The organism is Kocuria sp. HMSC066H03 (assembly GCF_001812045.1).
Classification (GTDB): domain Bacteria; phylum Actinomycetota; class Actinomycetes; order Actinomycetales; family Micrococcaceae; genus Kocuria; species Kocuria rhizophila.
In genome coordinates this window covers 633,737-649,555 of record NZ_KV807506.1, presented here as the reverse complement: position 1 = coordinate 649,555, position 15,819 = coordinate 633,737, and the positions used below count along the sequence as shown (strand labels likewise).

The window sequence follows — 15,819 nt, the reverse complement described above, 5'->3', positions numbered from 1 at the left end:
TTCCGCGGGGTGGCCGATGCGCGGTTCTCCCGCAGGCCGGTACGGTCACCGGGCGGGAGCAATGAGCACGGGGCCGGTGGTCTAGGTGGCCGGATTGCGGGAAGCCCCCGCCCCGGCAGCCCGGCCACCAGCCGGAACAGGTCAGTGCTTGCCGGGGACCTTCACGTCTACCCACACGAGGTGGTGGTCGGTGGTCGCTGCGGGGTCGCTCGTGAGCTCCGAACCGGGTTCGCCGAGCTTCGGCCAGAACACCCCGCTCCGGCACGCCTGGAGGTTCTTGGAGGGCAGCACGTAGTCCGTCCGCAGGTTGCCCGGGGCGGGGGTGTCGGAGAAGTCCCCGGTGTCGTACGCGGGATCGGAGACGTGGGTGCGGTTGGCGCCACCCTGCAGAGCGGCCGCCTGCACAGCTCCGGCTGAGGTGGGGCGCGGATCGCGGACCCGGGAGCTGTCCAGGAGCTGGTCGATCGCACCGGGGTAGGAGTCGCCGTCGTTCGGGTCCGAGTTGTAGTCGCCCAGGACCACGAAGCGCTCGCCGGGTGTGAGGCCGCCGCGCGCCCCGGCGTCGTCGTAGATGTAGCGCGACCGGGACGGGGAGCCCACGTAGTCGGACCAGAAGCGAATCTCGTCGTTGTTGCGGCGGCCGTTGCGGTCCTCGGGGCCGTCGAAGCTCGGCGGGGTGGGGTGGGCCGCGAGCACGTGGACGGTCTGGTGCCCCACCCGCACGGGGACGTCCCAGTGGGACTTGGAGGACAGCCGCAGCTTCCTCTGATGCTCCGGAGTGTAGTAGGACGTGGGCATCTCGTTGCCGGGCATGTCCTGCCAGCGGAAGTTCTGGAACGTGCGCACCTGCTCCCGGTCGATCGGGTACTTGGAGTAGACGACCATGCCGTACTGGCCGGGGAACTGGCCGAAGCCCCACGCGTCACCGGGCCCGCCCACGGAGCCGTTCTGGTCCAGGTCCATTCCGGAGGGCACACCCGTGTTCACGGGGGCCGTGTAGTAGTACGGGTAGTCCTGGGGCGCCTTGCCGTTCTGGCTCACGGACAGGTAGTTGTCACGGAACGCCTCGGCGGCCCTTCCGCCCGACACGTAGTCGAACTCGTTGACCAGCACCACGTCCGGCGCGTTGATCTGGATGACCTCCGCGATGTTCTGGGCCTGCTCGTTGTCCGGCGTGCTGAGATCACGGAGCAGCTGCCCCTCCGCGCCGCGGTTCAGGGACGCGTTGTACGTGGCCACGCGCAGCGGCGAGTTCCCCTGCTGGGCCTTCTGCCCCTGCTGGCCGTTCGCGGACGACGCCGCCGCTGTCGCCGCCGCGGCCCCGGAGGTCGCCGCCCCGGAGGTCGCCGCCGTGGCGGACGCCGGCACGGCGGGGGAGGCGAGCGCGGGGGTGGCGCACGCGAGGGGGAGAACGAGGCAGGTGGCTGCCAGGGCGGTGAGTGAGTTCTTCATGACTGCTCCCCGTGTCGGAACTGGTGCGCACGAGAGTAGGAGCTGCATCGGTCCAGGTCATGACCGCAGTGTGAAGTTTCGGTGCGTGTCGAGCGTGAGGTGCCGGGCCCGCCACGAGGCGCAAGCACCTGCGTCGAAAAGTGGCGGCGGGGCGGTTCACCGGGCGCCAGAACGAGTCCCGGGAGGAGCGCCAACGGGAGAGGCCCCCGCACCGGTGTGGTGCGGGGGCCTCTCGTGGGGGCCAGGGATCAGGACACCGCGCTCAGCCGCGGGGGCTGCTGGGGCAGCCGCACGGGGTGCATCTGGGCGTCGAACTGGGCGCCCAGGCCGCGCTGGATGAAGCGGACCGTGGCCATCGTGCGCTCCTGCTGGGCTCGAGAGCTCTCCACGGAGGTGGTGCGGTCCGCGGTGGAGGTCAGGGAGCCGTGCACCAGCTGGGACAGCTCGTGGGTGTCCCCCTCGGGCAGGTAGCCCTCGTCCATGGCGCGCCGCAGGATTCCCGCGAGCACGCCCTGCAGCTTCTGCACGTGCTCGCCGAGCTTGGCGAAGTCCTCGGGGGAGAGCACGGTGCGCATGGCCTGGCCGGGGGGCAGGTGGCGGCGGCTGAGGTCCTCGATCTGGTGCTGGATGTAGACGCCCAGCTGGTCCACGGGGTTCTCGGTGGCCGAGAGATCCCGGTTGAGGTCCGCGACGAAGCGCTCGGTCTTGTCCAGGGCGTAGGCCACGAGCAGCTCACCCATGTCTGCGAAGTAGTTGTAGACCGCGGTGCGGCCCACACCGGCGGTCTTGGCCACGCGGGTCATCGTCAGGTCCGTGAGCCCGTTGCTGTACAGCAGCTCGCCGAACGCGTCGAGGATGGCGCGCTGGGTCCGCTCGCGCTGAGCGGCGTTGCTGGGAGCTGTGATGCGAGGCATGACGACACCTTACCTTGTTCTGTCAGCAAAATCGGGTCTCGCTGACCACTCGTGCGGGTTCGATGTCCATTCCACCCCATGGGATCGGGGAATGCCCCGCAGAACAGGGCATTCCCCGAAGGCTCCCAGGAACCTCGGTGGCGCTGTCCGGCTATGCCTCAGCGGCGTATCCGCCCTGCCACAGGGAGTCGAACGGCAGGTGCGATCCCAGGCGGTGCCGGATGCCAGCGGTGACGAAGCTCTTGGCGGTGCGGGCGGCGTCGAGCGGGGTGGCCCCCTTGGCGAGCTCCGCCGTGACGGCCGCCGCGAGCGAGCAGCCCGCGCCGGACACGGGCACCTCGCCCACCTTGGGCTCGGTGAGGACCTCGAGCGTGGAGCCGTCGTAGAACACGTCCACGGCCTCCGCCCCGGCCAGTCGCACGCCACCCTTGGCGAGCACGGCCGCACCGGAGGAGTCGTGGATGCGCTTGGCGGCCTCCTTGAGGTCCTCCACCGAGTCGATGGACTCCATCCCGGACAGGGACAGGGACTCGAAGTGGTTGGGGGTCACGAACGTGGCCAGCGGCAGCACCTCCGCCTTCAGCGCCTGGTCCGTGTCCAGCGCGGCACCCGGCTCCTGGCCCTTGCAGATCAGCACGGGATCCAGCACCAGATGGCGGGGCTCGAGCTCCTTCATGGCCGTGGCCACGGTGCGGATGGTGTCCGGGTGCCCGAGCATCCCGATCTTCACGGCGTCCAGGTCGTAGGCCGCGGTGATGGTCTGCAGCTGGTTCGCCAGGGTCTGCTGGTCCACGGGGGTCACGCGGTGGCCCCACTCGTTCTCGGGGTCGAACGCGACGATGCACGTCAGCGCGAGGGAGCCGAAGACCCCCAGGGACGTGAAGGTCTTGATGTCGGCCAGGGCGCCAGCGCCGCCGGTGGCCTCGGAGCCCGCGACGGTCATGGCGACGGGCGGTTGGTTGCGTGTGGTTTCGCTCATGTTCCACATTGTGCTCCGAGCGGCACCGGACCCGCGAGTTTCGAACGCCGCACTACACTGGTGCGCGACGTCGGGTGGCAGGCGACGTCCCCTCACCGCACGCGACGACCCCAAGGACACCCGTGTCTTCCCACGCCACCCCGCCCCGCGGCTCCACACACCCCGCACCCGCCGACGCCGCCGCGCGCGCCGCGTCCCCGGCAGCCACCGCGCAGCCGGTCTTCGCCCGCCGCCCCCGCACGTACTTCGACGTGATCCTCGCGGCGTACTGCGTGATCCTGGTGCTCTCCAACATCGGCGCCACCAAGGGTGTGCAGTTCGGTCCGGTCATCACGGACGGCGGGTTCTTCCTGTTCCCCCTGGCCTACGTGCTGGGGGACGTGGTCTCCGAGGTCTACGGCTTCCGCGCGGCCCGCAAGGCGATCCTCACCTCGTTCTTCTTCGGGGCGTTCGCCTCGGTGGTGTTCTGGATCGTGATCATCCTGCCCCCGGCCCCGTTCTACGAGAACCAGGCAGCGTTCGAGGCGGTGCTGGGGCCCGTGCCGCTCATCGTGGTGGCGTCCCTGCTGGGCTACCTGGTGGGCCAGCTGCTCAACGCGTACGTGATGGTCAAGGTCAAGCAGCGCACCCAGGAGAAGCACCTGTGGGCGCGGCTGATCTCCTCCACCATGGTGGGCGAGCTGGTGGACACGGTCATCTTCTGCACGATCGCCGCGCCCATCATCGGCATCAACTCGTGGTCCGGGTTCCTCAACTACGTGCTCGTGGGCTACGTCTACAAGTGCCTCGTGGAGGTGGTGATCATGCCGGTCACCTACGCCGCGATCGCGTGGGTCAAGCGCCGCGAGCCCAGCTACTCGGAGCCCGTCCCGCTGCAGGGCTGAGCGCCCCAGGGAACGGCGCGTGCGGCGTCGTCGTGCGCTGCGCTCAGCGGTTCAGGTAGGCGAGCTGGGCGGCGATCGAGTGCTCGGCCGCGCGGCGCACCCCGGCGGGGACGTCCGCGTAGACGGCGTCCGTGACGGTCTCCACGCTCGCGGAGTCCCCCAGCTCGGCGACGACGCCGCGCACCTGCTCCAGCCGCTCCAGGCGGTGCTCCGCGAGCTCGTCGCACACGTCCTGCAGGTCCGGCAGCGGTGCGCCGTGGGCGGGCAGGCCCATGGCACCCGAGCGCTTGCCGAGCCGTTCGAGGGTGTGCAGGTAGTCGTCCAGGGTGCCGTCCGGGTGGTCGATCATGGTGGTGCCGCGGCCCAGGACGGTGTCGCCGGTGAGGATGGTCTCCGGCTCGTCGTGGTGCAGCAGGAGCGAGACGGAGTCCGAGGTGTGGCCCGGGGTGGCCAGCACGCGGATGCTCACGCCCGCGGCCAGCACGCAGTCCCCGTCCCGCAGGGGCTCGCCGCTGTCCCGGCAGAACTCGGGCAGGGCGGCGCGCACGGGGGCGCCGGTGATCTCGTGCAGGCGGTCGATGCCGTCCGTGTGGTCCCCGTGGCGGTGCGTCACCAGGATCAGCACCACCCTGCCGGTGGCGGCCACGGCCTGCAGATGGTCCTCGTCCAGGGGCCCCGGGTCCACGACGACGACGTCTGGTCCCGGCCACTCACCCCGTCCCTGAGCGGACGGGTGCTGGCCGTAGTCCGGGTGCTCGGGTCCGGTGCCGGGCGCGGAGAGGATCCAGGTGTTGGTGCCGTCCAGGGTCATGGGCCCGGGGTTCGGTGCCAGGATCATCCCGGCGCACGCGCTCACGCGGTGCAGCACGCCGGGGACGGTGAAGTCGGGCTGCGCGCTCATGCTCGGGCGCCCCGTTGCTCGGTCTCCGCGAGAACGACGACGCCGCTGCCGCTGGCTCGCGCGGCCCGGGTCACCGTGCGCGCGGGGCGGCAGAGCGGTCCCGTGGCCGGGATGCGCCTGGTCTCGCTCAACACGTGGGGCCCTCGAACCTGCGGATCCCTGAACCCCCGCCTGTTGCGGCAGAGGACCGGGTGGACCCACCGGGGCCGTGGATCCGCGTGCAGAGGACTCCCGGCGGGTTGAAGAAGTTCACGGCAGTCTAACGCGAGGGAAGGTCGTGCCAGGTCCGGGCGCACCCGCCTCAGCGCCGTACAGGCGGATGCGCCACCGCGAGTGGATCACCGGAGCCGGCCCCGCGGCGTCGTCGTCAGGCGGTGGGCTGGACGGTGCCGTAGTAGGTGCCCAGGAACTCGTCCCGGTACTCGAAGTAGGTGTCCGCCTCGATCGCGGCGCGGGCGCCGGCCACGAGGTCCAGGACGAAGCGCTCGTTGTGGATGGACGCCAGGGTGGCGGCGTTGCGCTCCTTGGACTTGAACAGGTGCCGCAGGTACGCGCGGGTGTAGTGCGTGCACGTGTAGCAGGGGCACGTGTCCGAGATGGGCGTGAAGTCCCTCTTGAAGCGGATGTTCGTGAGGTTGACCCGGCCGGTGGGGGTGTACACCGCGGAGGAGCGGGCCACGCGGGTGGGGGAGACGCAGTCGAAGGTGTCCACGCCGTTGTCGATCGCGGTGAAGATGTCGTCCGGCTCGGAGATGCCCAGCAGGTGCTTGGGGGTGTTCTCCGGCAGCTCCTCGGTGCACCAGCGCACGATCGTGCCCAGCTGCGACTTCTCCAGCGCGCCGCCGATGCCGAAGCCGTCGAAACCCATCTCCGACAGGTCCCGGCACGCCTTCCGCCGCAGGTCCTCGTACTGGGCGCCCTGGATCACGCCGAACAGCGCCTGGTAGGGCTTGTGGGCCCGCTCCTCCGTGAGCCGGCGGTGCTCCGCGACGCAGCGCAGCGCCCACTTGCGGGTGCGCTCCAGAGCGGTCTCCTGGTACTCGCGGGTGTTGTGGAGGGTGGTGAGCTCGTCGAACGCGAACATGATGTCCGCGCCGATGTTGTGCTGCACCCGCATGGAGACCTCCGGGGTGAACCGGTGCAAGTCCCCGTTGAGGTAGGAACGGAACCACACGCCGTCGTCGTCCACGCGCGCCATGCGCTTCTGGCCGGGCGCCATCTGGGAGTCCCCCAGGGGGTTGGCCACGGTGGACATGTCGATCACCTTGCCCAGCCCCGACCCCAGGGACATCACCTGGAACCCGCCGGAGTCCGTGAACGTGGGCCCGGGCCAGTTCATGAACGTGCCCAGCCCACCGGCCTCGTCCAGGACGTCGTCCCCGGGCTCGAGGAAAAGGTGGTACGCGTTGGCCAGCATGGCCTGGGCACCCTCCGCCGCCATCGACTCCGGCAGCACGGCCTTCATGGCGGCCTGGGTGGCCACGGGGATGAACGCGGGCGTCTGGATCTGCCCGTGCGGCGTGGTGATGGTGCCCGTGCGGGCCTGGAACTGTCCGCCGTTCTCGCCCACCCGCTCCTCGGGAAGGGAGGGGCTGTCACGCAGCCGGGTGTGGAGCTCGAAGCTGAACGGGGGTGTGGGATCTGAGATGGGCACCCGACCATTGTGCCGGGTCCGGCGGTTGAACTGTTCCGGAGGTTCCCGGCGGAGCCTCCGGGTGACGCCCGGCAACTGGGCCGTTCCGCCCTGGCCTCCGCTGCCGCATTAGCGCTGCATCATCTATGATGCAATTCATGCGCACTACCGTAGACCTTCCTCCGGCCGTCCACCGGAGGGCCCGGGACCTCGCGGACCAGCAGGGGCAGTCGTTGTCCGCCGTGCTGGCGGACCTCGTGGTGAGAGGTCTCGCGGAGAGGAACGAGCCAGTGACGGTCTCGGTGGATCCCGTGACGGGGCTTCCCTCCCTCTCGCTGGCCCGGACTCTCACGGACGCAGATGTCCGTGAGCTGCTGGACGAGGAGTGAGACCACATCTTCTCGACGCCAACGTGGTCATCGCGCTGGTCGTGACGGAGCACGAACACCACCACCAGGCGCGTACGTGGTTCCAGGACCAGGAGCGGTTGCTGCTGTGCTCGGTGGTTGAGGGCGCGCTCGTACGCATGCTTCTGCGTCTGGGGGAGCGGGGTGAGGCCGTGGAGCAGGTTCTGGTCGCGCTCCACGACCACCAGAGAATCGACTTCCTGGCGGATTCGCCGTCCTACCTGGGCGTGCCGCTCGGAACGCTCACCGGCCACCGTCAGGTCACGGACGAGTACCTCGTCATGCTGGCCAGCCACGCGGGGGCGAGACTCGCCACTTTCGACCGGGCATTGAGCGTCAGGTACCCGGAGCAGGTCACGGCCCTGGCATGACATCGCCGTCCCTCCAGGACGGCGGAGACGCTCAGCGGCCCCAGCCGGCGTGGGCGATCGCCTGGCGGATGAGGTCCTCGCGCCCGCCCTCGAACTCCTCCTGGACGTCCAGGGACAGTGCCTCGTCCGGGGTCATCCATGACAGCTGCAGCGCGTCCTGGCGGGGTTCGCACTCGCCGCGCACGGGGACGATGTAGCTCAGGGCCACGGCGTGCTGGCGGTCGTCGGTCAGCCCGGTCTCGGACGGGGACGGGAAGAACTCGGACACCGCGAACGGCACGGTGGTGGAGGGCATCTGCGGCATAGCCAGCGGGCCCAGGTCCTTCTCCAGGTGGCGCAGCAGCGCGGCGCGCACGGTCTCCCGGTACATCACGCGCCCGGAGACGAACGTGCGGACCATCCGGCCCTCGTCGTTGGCAGTCAGCAGCAGCCCGATCTCAGAGAGGCAGCCCAGGGGGTCCAGGCGCACGGGAATGGCCTGGACGTACACGATGGGCAGCGTGGCGCGGGCTCGGTTGAGGTCGTCCTCGCTGAGCCAACCAGGGTTCGGGTCCGGGGTGCGTACTGAGCTCATGCCTCGTTTCTACCCCCGGCACACCCCCGCGGGCCAGAGTCCTCCCGCGTGGCGGGCCCGGTTCAGCGGTCAGCCGAACGCGCGGCAGCCTCCAGCACCGTCCACGCCTGCACCTGGGTGCTCAGCTCCACGGGGGCACCCGTGCGCTGGGCCTGGTTGGCGTGCTGCGCGGGCTCGGGGGAGAACACGGCCACGGTCTCGCCGCCGCTCGCGCCAGGATTCGAGAAGTCCTCGTCCGGGTCGAACTCGCGGCGCCCGTCCCACAGGGCGTCCGCGGTGTCGCAGACCAGCGCCTTCGCCGTGCGGCGTGCCTCGGCATCCAGCTCGGACGACGACGCCGCCTCGCCCAGGTAGCGCGCCAGGATCCCCGTGAACAGCCCGGCATCCCCACCACCCTGGCCCGTGAGCACGGGTGCGCCGTGCGGGCCGGGGACCGTGAACTGCTGCGCCGCCCCCTGCACGAGCTGGGAGGCGCGGGAGAGCCAGAGCTCGCGCTCGGCGGCGTCGTCCGTCACGCGGGCCAGCTCGATCGCGGCACCCAGCACAGGGCCGCTGTTGTAGGTGTACACGTGCCGATCCACCGCCGTGATCTCCGATCCGGAGCCCGCGGCGACCATGCGGATGCCGTCCAGGAACACGCCCCGCTCGGCGTCGAAGAGGGTGTCGAAGAGCCACGTGAGCAGCGCGCGGGCCTCGTCCACCCGGTGCATCCGCAGGAACGTGAGGGCCACCGGGGCCGTGGACGCGGTGTTCTTGTAGTCGCGGGTCATGTTCCACCACGCGCCACCGCCCAGGTTCCCGTCGCACCCGGACTCGAGCCGCTTGGCCAGCGCCACGCCGTCGTCCTGCACCGTGCGCGTGGTGCGGCCCGTGGCCGCGACGTCCTCGTGGCGCAGCCGGCCCAGGGCGAGGGACAGCCACGCCATGTCGTCGAAGAACACGTTGTTGGTCACCCGGCCGCCGCTGTGCACGGCGATGCCCCGCAGCAGCTGGTGCGCGCGGGAGCGGGAGCGGGCGGCGTCGTCGTGCTGGCCGGCCGCGCGCTCGCGGGCGGCGGCGTCCACGAACGCCTCCATGAGGTGCGCCTGCCACCAGTAGTGCCACGGGCCGCGGCGCGGGTGCGGGAACGCGACGGCGCCCAGGTACGTGCCCGGCACGCGGAACGCGCGGCTGCCGAACAGCCGGTCCACGGAACGGGCGGCCGTGGCGGCGCGGTGGGCGGGGGACTCGGACATGGCGGGGCTCCTGCGGGACGTGGCGGGGTGTGGCAGAAGCCTAACGGGCCGAGTGGGAGGGGCGCGCCGCGACAGATCCGCGGCTACTCGACCGACGGCGTCGCCGTCCCCGTGGAGGGGACGACGCCGCCGTGTGCCGGGTCCGGTGCCCAGGAACCGCTCGTGGGACTACTGCCTCCGTCCGTCCACCAGGCGGGGCAGGCCCAGAGGGTTGGACTCACGCAAGGACTCCGGGAGCAGGTGGTCGGGGAAGCCCTGGTAGGCCACGGGCCGGAGAAACCGCTCGATGGCCGCGGTGCCCACCGAGGTGGTGCCGGGCGCAGTGGTCGCGGGATAGGGCCCACCGTGCTGCTGGGCGTACGTCACGGAGACCCCCGTGGGCCACTCGTTCCACAGCACGCGCCCGGCGGTGCCGGCGAGCACCTCCACCAGATCGGTGACGTCGCAGTCCTGCTCGCCCTGGACCGTGGCCGTGAGCTGGCCCTCGAAGGTTCGGGCGAGCGGGACGAGCTGCTCGGCGTGGTCGTACTCCACCACCAGCGCAGCGGGCCCGAAGCACTCGGTCTCCAGCTCGTGGGGCGCTGCCAGCAGGTCCGCGGCCGTGGTGAGCAGCAGCGTGGGGGAGGGCGGGTCCGCCAGCGGGGCGGGTCCCTGCGCGAGCACGCTCACACGGGAGTGCTCCGAGAGCTCCTGCAGCGTCTGCGTGAACCCGGACTGGATGCGGTCGTTGAGCAGGGGTGCGGCATCCGGGAGAGCTGCGGTGCGGAGCGTCTCCACCATCTCCGACCCGGCCGGCACCACGATGGTGCCGGGTTTCGTGCAGAACTGCCCGGCGCCCATGGTGAAGGAGCCGATGAACTCCTCGGCGATGCTCTCTCCGCGTGCTGCAGCCGCCCCGGGAGTGACGAAGACGGGGTTGTTACTGCCGAGCTCACCGTAGAACGGGATCGGCTCCGGTCGGGAGGCGGCGATGTCGAACAGCGCCCGACCGCCGGGGATCGAGCCGGTGAAGGCGCCGGCCCGGATCCGCGGGTCCTTCAGCGCGGCGGCCCCGGCCTCAGTTCCCCGGATCAGGGCAAACACGCCCCGCGGTGCACCAGCAGTCTCCAGTGCTCCGCGGAGCACATCGGCCGTGCGCTCCGACAGTTCCGGGTGACCCGAGTGCACCTTCAGCACCACCGGGTTGCCTGCGGCCAGGGCGGACGCGGTGTCCCCGCCCGCCACGGAGAACGCGAAGGGGAAGTTGCTGGCGGCGAACACCAGCACGGGACCGATCGGGCGGGCCACACGCCGCAGGTCGGGGCGGGGCGCACCCATGGGCCACTCGGGATCCGCGTGGTCGATCCGGGCGTCCAGGTAGCCGCCGTCCCGGAGGACCTCCCCGAACAGCCGCAGCTGGAAGGTGGTGCGCTTGAGCTCCCCCTCCAGCCGTCCTCGGGTCAGGTGCGTCTCCCTCTCCGCGATCGGGATGAGCTGGTCCGCTGCGGCGTCCAGGGCGTAGGCCGCGTGCTCCAGCACGTCGGCCCGCTGTGCTGGGCGCAGAGCGGCCCACGGCGCGGCGGCCGCGGTCGCCTGCGCGAGGATCTCGTCCAGCTGATGGGTGGAAGTGGTCACGGTGTCTCCTCCGGGATCGGGTGGGTGAAAGCAGGTGTTTCGGGAAGGGGCAGGGGGTCGCGGCTATCATCCAGGGCGGCGAGCCGTCCGAGTGCCACGGGCGCGGCCATGGGGCGTTTGGCGCTGGCGAGCAGGGACCGGTGGATCTGGCTCTCGCTGCCCCCCGCGGTCAGACAGGTGCTGGCGAACCCGCACACGCGGCCCTGGCACCAGCCCATGCCTACGCGGGTCGTGCCCTTGGCGCTCCTGGAGTCCTCTGCTCCGAGGGTCGTGGTGGCTCGTGCGAGAGTTCCACTGGCCACCTCCTCGCAGCGGCACACGAGCGTCTCGTGGGTCAGCCACTGCGCCCACTGCGAGGGCACGGGGTGGGCCGCGTGCATGCTCGCCGCAAAGCGTCGATGCGCTCGCCGTGTCCGCAGCGCGCGGTTCGGAGCGGTTGCCCCCGCGGCCACGGCGCCGGCGATGGCCCCCTCCGCCCCCGCAAGGGCTGCCCCGCCGACCCCGGTGACCTCACCGGCGAGGAACACACCCGGAACGCTCGAACGCTGGTACTGATCCGTGGCCCCCACCAGGGACCCGTCCACGTCCACGCGGGTGGCCACACCGAGGGCGACGGGGAGCTCGAGCTGCGGGGTGAATCCCCAGCCCAGTCCGACGACGTCGACGTCCTCGACCACCCGTTCGGTGCCCGGTCGCACGCGGCCGCAGGAGTCCACGGAGGCAATCCGCACGCCGCTCACACGGTCCTCGCCCAAAACGCGGGTGACGACCGTGCGGGTGCGGTACGGCACACGGTGGCGCAGTAGGGCGGCCGCGTACTCCAGTCCTTCACGGCCCTTGGACGGGACGGAGGCGGCCGCGCCGAGGTGCGGGGCCCATCCCGTCAGCGACGAGGACTCGTACACTGCGGCGACCTCCCCGCCCGCGTCGAGGATGCCCGCCGCCACGGAGAGCAGGAAGGGGCCGGTTCCGGCCACCACCGCCCGCCGTCCTGGCGAGCGGCCGTTGACCTTGATGAACGCCTGCACGCCGCCCGCCGCCATGACCCCGGGCAGTTCCCAGCCCGGGACGGGAAGCTGACGGTCGTACGCGCCCGTGCACAGGATCACGGCCGGAGCGAGCACCGCGTCCGGGGTGCCTGTCGGAGCGTGGCTGCCGTGCAGCAGCTCCGGGGTGGGGGACAGCCGCAGGACGTGCTCACCGCCGGGATGCGGTTCGGCGGACCACACCTGGGTTCCCTGCAGGCGTGTCAGCCGCCCTGTCCGTTCGGCGCGCTCACACCGTGCCCGTAGACCAAGGTAAACGCACCAGTCGTGGTGACCGCGCGGACGGGGGTCCTCTCCCTCCGCCTCGGCGGCGTGACGCCAGTACTGCCCACCGGTCTGAGGAGCCAGGTCCACCACGACGACGCGCCGGCCCGCCTCGCTGGCCGCGGCTGCGGCCGAGAGCCCCGCAGGTCCCGAACCGACGACCACCACGTCTGTGCGCAGGACCTCCTCGCCGGTGCTCATCTTCGAATGCGTCATGCGGAGTCCCCCTCGATCGTCATGCCGTCCTGCACCGTTGCCAGACAGGCTCGCTGCCCGGACTCGCCGTCCACGGTCACGAGACAGTCGAAGCACACACCGATCCCGCAGAACAGCCCGCGCGGTCTTCCCGCACCGCGTGTGGCGCGCCACGACACGATGCCGTGGGACATCAGCGCGGCGCCGATCGTCTGCCCCGCGGCGACGTCCAGAGGGCGACCGTTGAAGGTGATCGTCACGGGTGGCGTGGTGGTCGTTTCGGCTCTCATGCGGCACTCTCCTCGTGCGTTGGTCCGGTGTTCTGGCGGTCGAAGCGCTCGGGGGCGAAGGGGGCCAGGTCCATGTCGGTCTGTTCACCCGCCAGCGCCTGTGCCAGGAGCTTGCCCGTGGCGGCGGAGAGCCCGATCCCGGCTCCCTCGTGACCGCAGGCGTGCCACAGCCCCGGGGCGCGGGGATCCGGGCCGAGCACGGGCAGGTGGTCGGGGCAGTACGGGCGGAAGCCGTGGTAGTGGCGGATGATCCTGGTGCGCTCGAGGAACGGGAAGAGGGCCACCGCGTTGGCGGCGATCAGGCGTAGGGCCTCCACGTTCAAGGACTGGTCGAAACCGACCCGCTCCCGGCTCGATCCGATGAGAATGCTGCCCGCGGGGGTGCCCTCCACCACGGGCGAGGCCTGCAGCCCCTCGTCCGAGCTGCCCACGTTGTCCACGTACTCGGCCGCGTAGACCTTGTGGCGCACCATGGGTGGGAGGGGTTCGGTGACCAGGACGTAGCCCCGTCGCGGGTTCACGGGGACGTTCACGTGTGCCAGCTCCGCCATCCGGGCGGCCCAGGTCCCCGCGGCGTTCACCACGGCGCGGCTGTGGAAGTCGCCCGCGGGCGTGCGCACCCCGGTCACCCGGTCCCCGTTGCGCAGCATGGCGGTGACCTCCGCCCCGGACACGAACTCGGCGCCGCTCTCCTGCGCGAGCCGCAGGAGGTGGGAGGCCAGGAGCATGGGCTGCACCTGGCAGTCCTCGGGATAGAACGCCGCGCCGCGCGCGGTCTGGGTCACGTGCGGTTCCAGCTCCCGCAGACGGGTCGGGTCCAGCTGCTCCACAGCCACGCCGTAGGAGGACTGTGCACTCATCAACCGCGCGAGAGAGGCCATGCTGCTCTCCTGGGACGCCACGATGACCCCGCCCTTGGGCTCGAACTCCCAGAGGTGGCCGTGCTCCGCGAGATCGCCGTGCCAAACGGACAGCGAGTACCGCATCAGCTCCAGCTCTGGACCGAGCTCCTTGTCCGAGACGAGGATGTTCCCCTCGCAGCGGGACGTCGTGCCGCTGCCCGGTGCGCCCCGGTCCAGGACCGTCACGGACAGGCCCCGGAGGGACGCGAAGTAGGCGATCGCGGACCCCACGGCGCCTGCTCCGATCACCAGAACGTCACTCGTGGTGCTCATGTGTCACGATCCCTTCACGGATGCGGGCGGTGCCTCGACGTTCAGGGTGATGCCGGGGACGTGCAGGTCTTCGCTCTGGTCGTTGCCGCTGGCCCACAGCCCGCGGGCGTGACCGATGTGTCGCGCGAGCAGCTGGTGTGTGCCCGCGGCGTCCCCGGCCTCCATGAGGTCCAGCAGCGTGTGGTGCTCCCGGGCAGAGTCGGGGAGCACCCCGCGCTCCACCAGCAGCTTCAGGCCGTACATGCGGGTGCGCGTGCGCAGCCCTGTCGCGAGCTCCACGAGCTGGGAGTTGCCGGCGTAGCTGAGCACCCGGGCGTGGAACTTGCGGTCGCCCACGAGGTAGGCCTTCAGGTCTTTTTCCTCGGCAGCGACGACTGTCTCGTCCGCGAGCGCGCGCATGGCAGGGAAGTCCTTGACCGGGATGCTCCCGACGACGCTGCGGACCACAGGGGGTTCCAGGAGCAGACGGATCTCGGTGATCTCATCCAGGTCACGCTCCTTTACGGCGGTGACCCGGAACCCCTTGTTCTTGACTGTCTCCACAAGACCCTCGCGTGCCAGGTCCATCATGGCCTCGCGCACCGGGGTGGCCGAGACGCCGAAGGCGGCGCCCAGGGAGGGGGCGGAGTACACCACCCCTTCCTGCAGGTCACCCACGATGATGGCCGTCCGCAGGTGCTCCGTGACGGTCTGACGCAGGTTTCGCACGGGGCTGATGGGGGTGAGGGGAAGATCGTTCTCAGAGGACAAGAGGGCTCCTGGTAGATTGTGCCGGGCCTGTGCCTCCCGTGCAGGACGGGGAGCGGCGGCAGTATTCGCATTGTGGTTCATCGACCCGGGTGGGTGCACTGTGCTCAGAGCACGAATCCCTCGGGGAAGGGATCGGTGGGGTCCAGGAAGTACTGGGCCGTCCCTGTCACCCAGGCCCTGCCCGTGACACGGGGGATCACCGCATCTGTGCCGGCCACCGTCGTCCGTCCCACGAGCCGTCCCACGAACCGTGAGCCGATCAGGGACTCGTTCACGAAGTCCTGCTCCAGGGCGAGCTCGCCCCGGGCATGCAGCTGGGCCATGCGAGCGCTGGTGCCGGTGCCGCACGGTGAGCGGTCGAACCACCCCGGGTGGATGGCCATGGCGTGACGCGAGAGCTCTGCGTCCGACCCGGGGGCCTTGAGGTAGACGTGGTGGCACCCACGCACGTCGGGGCGTTCCGGGTGGACGGGTTCGTCGGTGGCGTCCACGGCGGCCATTACCGCGAGCCCTGCCCTGAGTAGCTCGTCCTTGTGCGCCCGGGAGAACGGGATCCCCAGCTGCTCCAGGTCCACGATGGCATAGAAGTTGCCTCCGAAGGCGAGATCGTAGGTGACCTGGCCGTGCCCGGGGACGTCCACCACGGCGTCGAGCCGGTCCACGAAGGAGGGCACATTCTCGATGGTGACGCTCTCGGCGCGCCCAGCCACCACGTGGACCCGGGCCACCACGAGCCCTGCGGGGGTGTCCAGGCGGATGGTCGTGACGGGTTCTTGCACCTCGACCATGCCCGTCTCCACCAGCACGGTGGCCACGCCGATGGTGCCGTGGCCGCACATCGGCAGCAGGCCGGAGACCTCGATGTAGAGCACGCCGAAGTCGGCGTCCTCCCGAGTGGAGGGCTGGAGGATGGCCCCGCTCATGGACGCGTGACCGCGGGGTTCCTGCATGAGCAGCTTGCGCAGTCCGTCCCGGTGCTCCATGAACCAGAGCCGCCGCTCGGCCATGGTGCGGCCGGGAATCGGACCCACCCCACCGGTGACCACCCGCGTGGGCATGCCCTCGGTGTGGGACTCCACGGTGTGAAAGATCCTTGTGGTTCTCATGGTCTCGTGTCTCCGTTCGGGGTGGCGGC

Annotated in this window: 16 protein-coding genes; 3 read left to right on the top strand and 13 right to left on the bottom strand. The window is 70.8% G+C overall.

Annotation, left to right across the window (positions count from 1 at the left end; translation table 11 throughout):
- Positions 1 to 141: 141 nt before the first annotated feature.
- From HMPREF2833_RS06360 to HMPREF2833_RS06350, 3 genes are all read right to left on the bottom strand, one after another.
- The gene (locus tag HMPREF2833_RS06360; RefSeq protein WP_039101641.1) at positions 142 to 1,452 is read right to left on the bottom strand and encodes an endonuclease/exonuclease/phosphatase family protein; all 1,311 of its coding nucleotides are present in this window, start codon (positions 1,450 to 1,452) and stop codon (positions 142 to 144) included.
- 248 nt (positions 1,453 to 1,700) lie between these two features.
- Complete coding sequence (locus HMPREF2833_RS06355) at positions 1,701 to 2,366, bottom strand: TetR/AcrR family transcriptional regulator (RefSeq protein ID WP_039101642.1); 666 nt, start codon at positions 2,364 to 2,366, stop codon at positions 1,701 to 1,703.
- A 151-nt stretch (positions 2,367 to 2,517) separates the two neighbouring features.
- Positions 2,518 to 3,345 (bottom strand): hydroxymethylpyrimidine/phosphomethylpyrimidine kinase, encoded by an 828-nt coding sequence (locus HMPREF2833_RS06350; protein WP_070637566.1) that lies wholly within the window; start codon positions 3,343 to 3,345, stop codon positions 2,518 to 2,520.
- 122 nt (positions 3,346 to 3,467) lie between these two features.
- On the opposite strand from HMPREF2833_RS06350, the gene HMPREF2833_RS06345 reads away from it, so the two are divergent.
- Positions 3,468 to 4,229, top strand: a complete 762-nt coding sequence (locus HMPREF2833_RS06345) for a queuosine precursor transporter (RefSeq protein WP_070637004.1) — start codon at positions 3,468 to 3,470, stop codon at positions 4,227 to 4,229.
- A gap of 43 nt (positions 4,230 to 4,272) precedes the next feature.
- On the opposite strand, the gene HMPREF2833_RS06340 is transcribed toward HMPREF2833_RS06345, so the two are convergent.
- A complete protein-coding gene (locus HMPREF2833_RS06340; protein ID WP_070637003.1) occupies positions 4,273 to 5,130 on the bottom strand; it encodes an MBL fold metallo-hydrolase in 858 nt (285 codons plus the stop codon).
- A gap of 367 nt (positions 5,131 to 5,497) precedes the next feature.
- Positions 5,498 to 6,784: a tRNA guanosine(34) transglycosylase Tgt gene (gene tgt, locus HMPREF2833_RS06335; RefSeq protein WP_070637002.1), complete on the bottom strand. Its 1,287-nt coding sequence runs from the start codon at positions 6,782 to 6,784 to the stop codon at positions 5,498 to 5,500.
- Positions 6,785 to 6,921: 137 nt separating this feature from the next.
- Here tgt and HMPREF2833_RS06330 point away from each other — a divergent pair, with 137 nt between their 5' ends.
- Positions 6,922 to 7,152, top strand: coding sequence for a tautomerase family protein (locus HMPREF2833_RS06330; protein WP_019309911.1), 231 nt, complete (start codon positions 6,922 to 6,924; stop codon positions 7,150 to 7,152).
- The gene (locus tag HMPREF2833_RS06325) at positions 7,149 to 7,541 is read left to right on the top strand and encodes a PIN domain-containing protein (protein ID WP_070637001.1); all 393 of its coding nucleotides are present in this window, start codon (positions 7,149 to 7,151) and stop codon (positions 7,539 to 7,541) included. The genes HMPREF2833_RS06330 and HMPREF2833_RS06325 overlap by 4 nt, the downstream gene beginning before the upstream one ends.
- Positions 7,542 to 7,572: 31 nt before the next feature.
- Here HMPREF2833_RS06325 and HMPREF2833_RS06320 read toward each other — a convergent pair whose 3' ends face one another.
- From HMPREF2833_RS06320 to HMPREF2833_RS06285, 8 genes are all read right to left on the bottom strand, one after another.
- On the bottom strand, positions 7,573 to 8,115 hold the full coding sequence (locus tag HMPREF2833_RS06320; protein ID WP_070637000.1) for an NUDIX hydrolase family protein: 543 nt from the start codon (positions 8,113 to 8,115) through the stop codon (positions 7,573 to 7,575).
- Positions 8,116 to 8,177: 62 nt separating this feature from the next.
- Complete coding sequence (locus HMPREF2833_RS06315; protein WP_070636999.1) at positions 8,178 to 9,350, bottom strand: glycoside hydrolase family 76 protein; 1,173 nt, start codon at positions 9,348 to 9,350, stop codon at positions 8,178 to 8,180.
- Between the two features lie 168 nt (positions 9,351 to 9,518).
- The gene (locus tag HMPREF2833_RS06310; protein ID WP_070636998.1) at positions 9,519 to 10,964 is read right to left on the bottom strand and encodes an aldehyde dehydrogenase (NADP(+)); all 1,446 of its coding nucleotides are present in this window, start codon (positions 10,962 to 10,964) and stop codon (positions 9,519 to 9,521) included.
- Positions 10,961 to 12,490, bottom strand: a complete 1,530-nt coding sequence (locus tag HMPREF2833_RS06305) for an FAD-dependent oxidoreductase (RefSeq protein WP_083310944.1) — start codon at positions 12,488 to 12,490, stop codon at positions 10,961 to 10,963. Before HMPREF2833_RS06305 ends, HMPREF2833_RS06310 begins: the two co-directional genes overlap by 4 nt.
- Entirely contained in the window at positions 12,487 to 12,759 is a 273-nt protein-coding gene (locus tag HMPREF2833_RS06300) for a (2Fe-2S)-binding protein (protein WP_210387053.1), read from the bottom strand. The genes HMPREF2833_RS06305 and HMPREF2833_RS06300 overlap by 4 nt, the downstream gene beginning before the upstream one ends.
- Positions 12,756 to 13,934 carry an NAD(P)/FAD-dependent oxidoreductase gene (locus HMPREF2833_RS06295; protein ID WP_070636996.1) on the bottom strand — a complete coding sequence of 393 codons (1,179 nt, stop codon included), beginning with the start codon at positions 13,932 to 13,934 and terminating at the stop codon, positions 12,756 to 12,758. Before HMPREF2833_RS06295 ends, HMPREF2833_RS06300 begins: the two co-directional genes overlap by 4 nt.
- A 3-nt stretch (positions 13,935 to 13,937) precedes the next feature.
- Positions 13,938 to 14,684, bottom strand: coding sequence for a GntR family transcriptional regulator (locus HMPREF2833_RS06290; protein ID WP_070636995.1), 747 nt, complete (start codon positions 14,682 to 14,684; stop codon positions 13,938 to 13,940).
- A gap of 104 nt (positions 14,685 to 14,788) precedes the next feature.
- A complete protein-coding gene (locus HMPREF2833_RS06285) occupies positions 14,789 to 15,790 on the bottom strand; it encodes a proline racemase family protein (RefSeq protein ID WP_070636994.1) in 1,002 nt (333 codons plus the stop codon).
- Positions 15,791 to 15,819 lie beyond the last annotated feature (29 nt).

Excerpts from the sequence above, each read along its gene's own strand:
- HMPREF2833_RS06360 (WP_039101641.1), bottom strand. The coding sequence starts at position 1,452 with ATGAAGAACTCACTCACCGCCCTGGCAGCCACCTGCCTCGTTCTCCCC.
- HMPREF2833_RS06355 (WP_039101642.1), bottom strand. The coding sequence starts at position 2,366 with ATGCCTCGCATCACAGCTCCCAGCAACGCCGCTCAGCGCGAGCGGACC.
- HMPREF2833_RS06350 (WP_070637566.1), bottom strand. The coding sequence starts at position 3,345 with ATGAGCGAAACCACACGCAACCAACCGCCCGTCGCCATGACCGTCGCG.
- HMPREF2833_RS06340 (WP_070637003.1), bottom strand. The coding sequence starts at position 5,130 with ATGAGCGCGCAGCCCGACTTCACCGTCCCCGGCGTGCTGCACCGCGTG.
- HMPREF2833_RS06330 (WP_019309911.1), top strand. The coding sequence starts at position 6,922 with ATGCGCACTACCGTAGACCTTCCTCCGGCCGTCCACCGGAGGGCCCGG.
- HMPREF2833_RS06320 (WP_070637000.1), bottom strand. The coding sequence starts at position 8,115 with ATGAGCTCAGTACGCACCCCGGACCCGAACCCTGGTTGGCTCAGCGAG.
- HMPREF2833_RS06315 (WP_070636999.1), bottom strand. The coding sequence starts at position 9,350 with ATGTCCGAGTCCCCCGCCCACCGCGCCGCCACGGCCGCCCGTTCCGTG.
- HMPREF2833_RS06305 (WP_083310944.1), bottom strand. The coding sequence starts at position 12,490 with ATGACGCATTCGAAGATGAGCACCGGCGAGGAGGTCCTGCGCACAGAC.
- HMPREF2833_RS06300 (WP_210387053.1), bottom strand. The coding sequence starts at position 12,759 with ATGAGAGCCGAAACGACCACCACGCCACCCGTGACGATCACCTTCAAC.
- HMPREF2833_RS06295 (WP_070636996.1), bottom strand. The coding sequence starts at position 13,934 with ATGAGCACCACGAGTGACGTTCTGGTGATCGGAGCAGGCGCCGTGGGG.
- HMPREF2833_RS06285 (WP_070636994.1), bottom strand. The coding sequence starts at position 15,790 with ATGAGAACCACAAGGATCTTTCACACCGTGGAGTCCCACACCGAGGGC.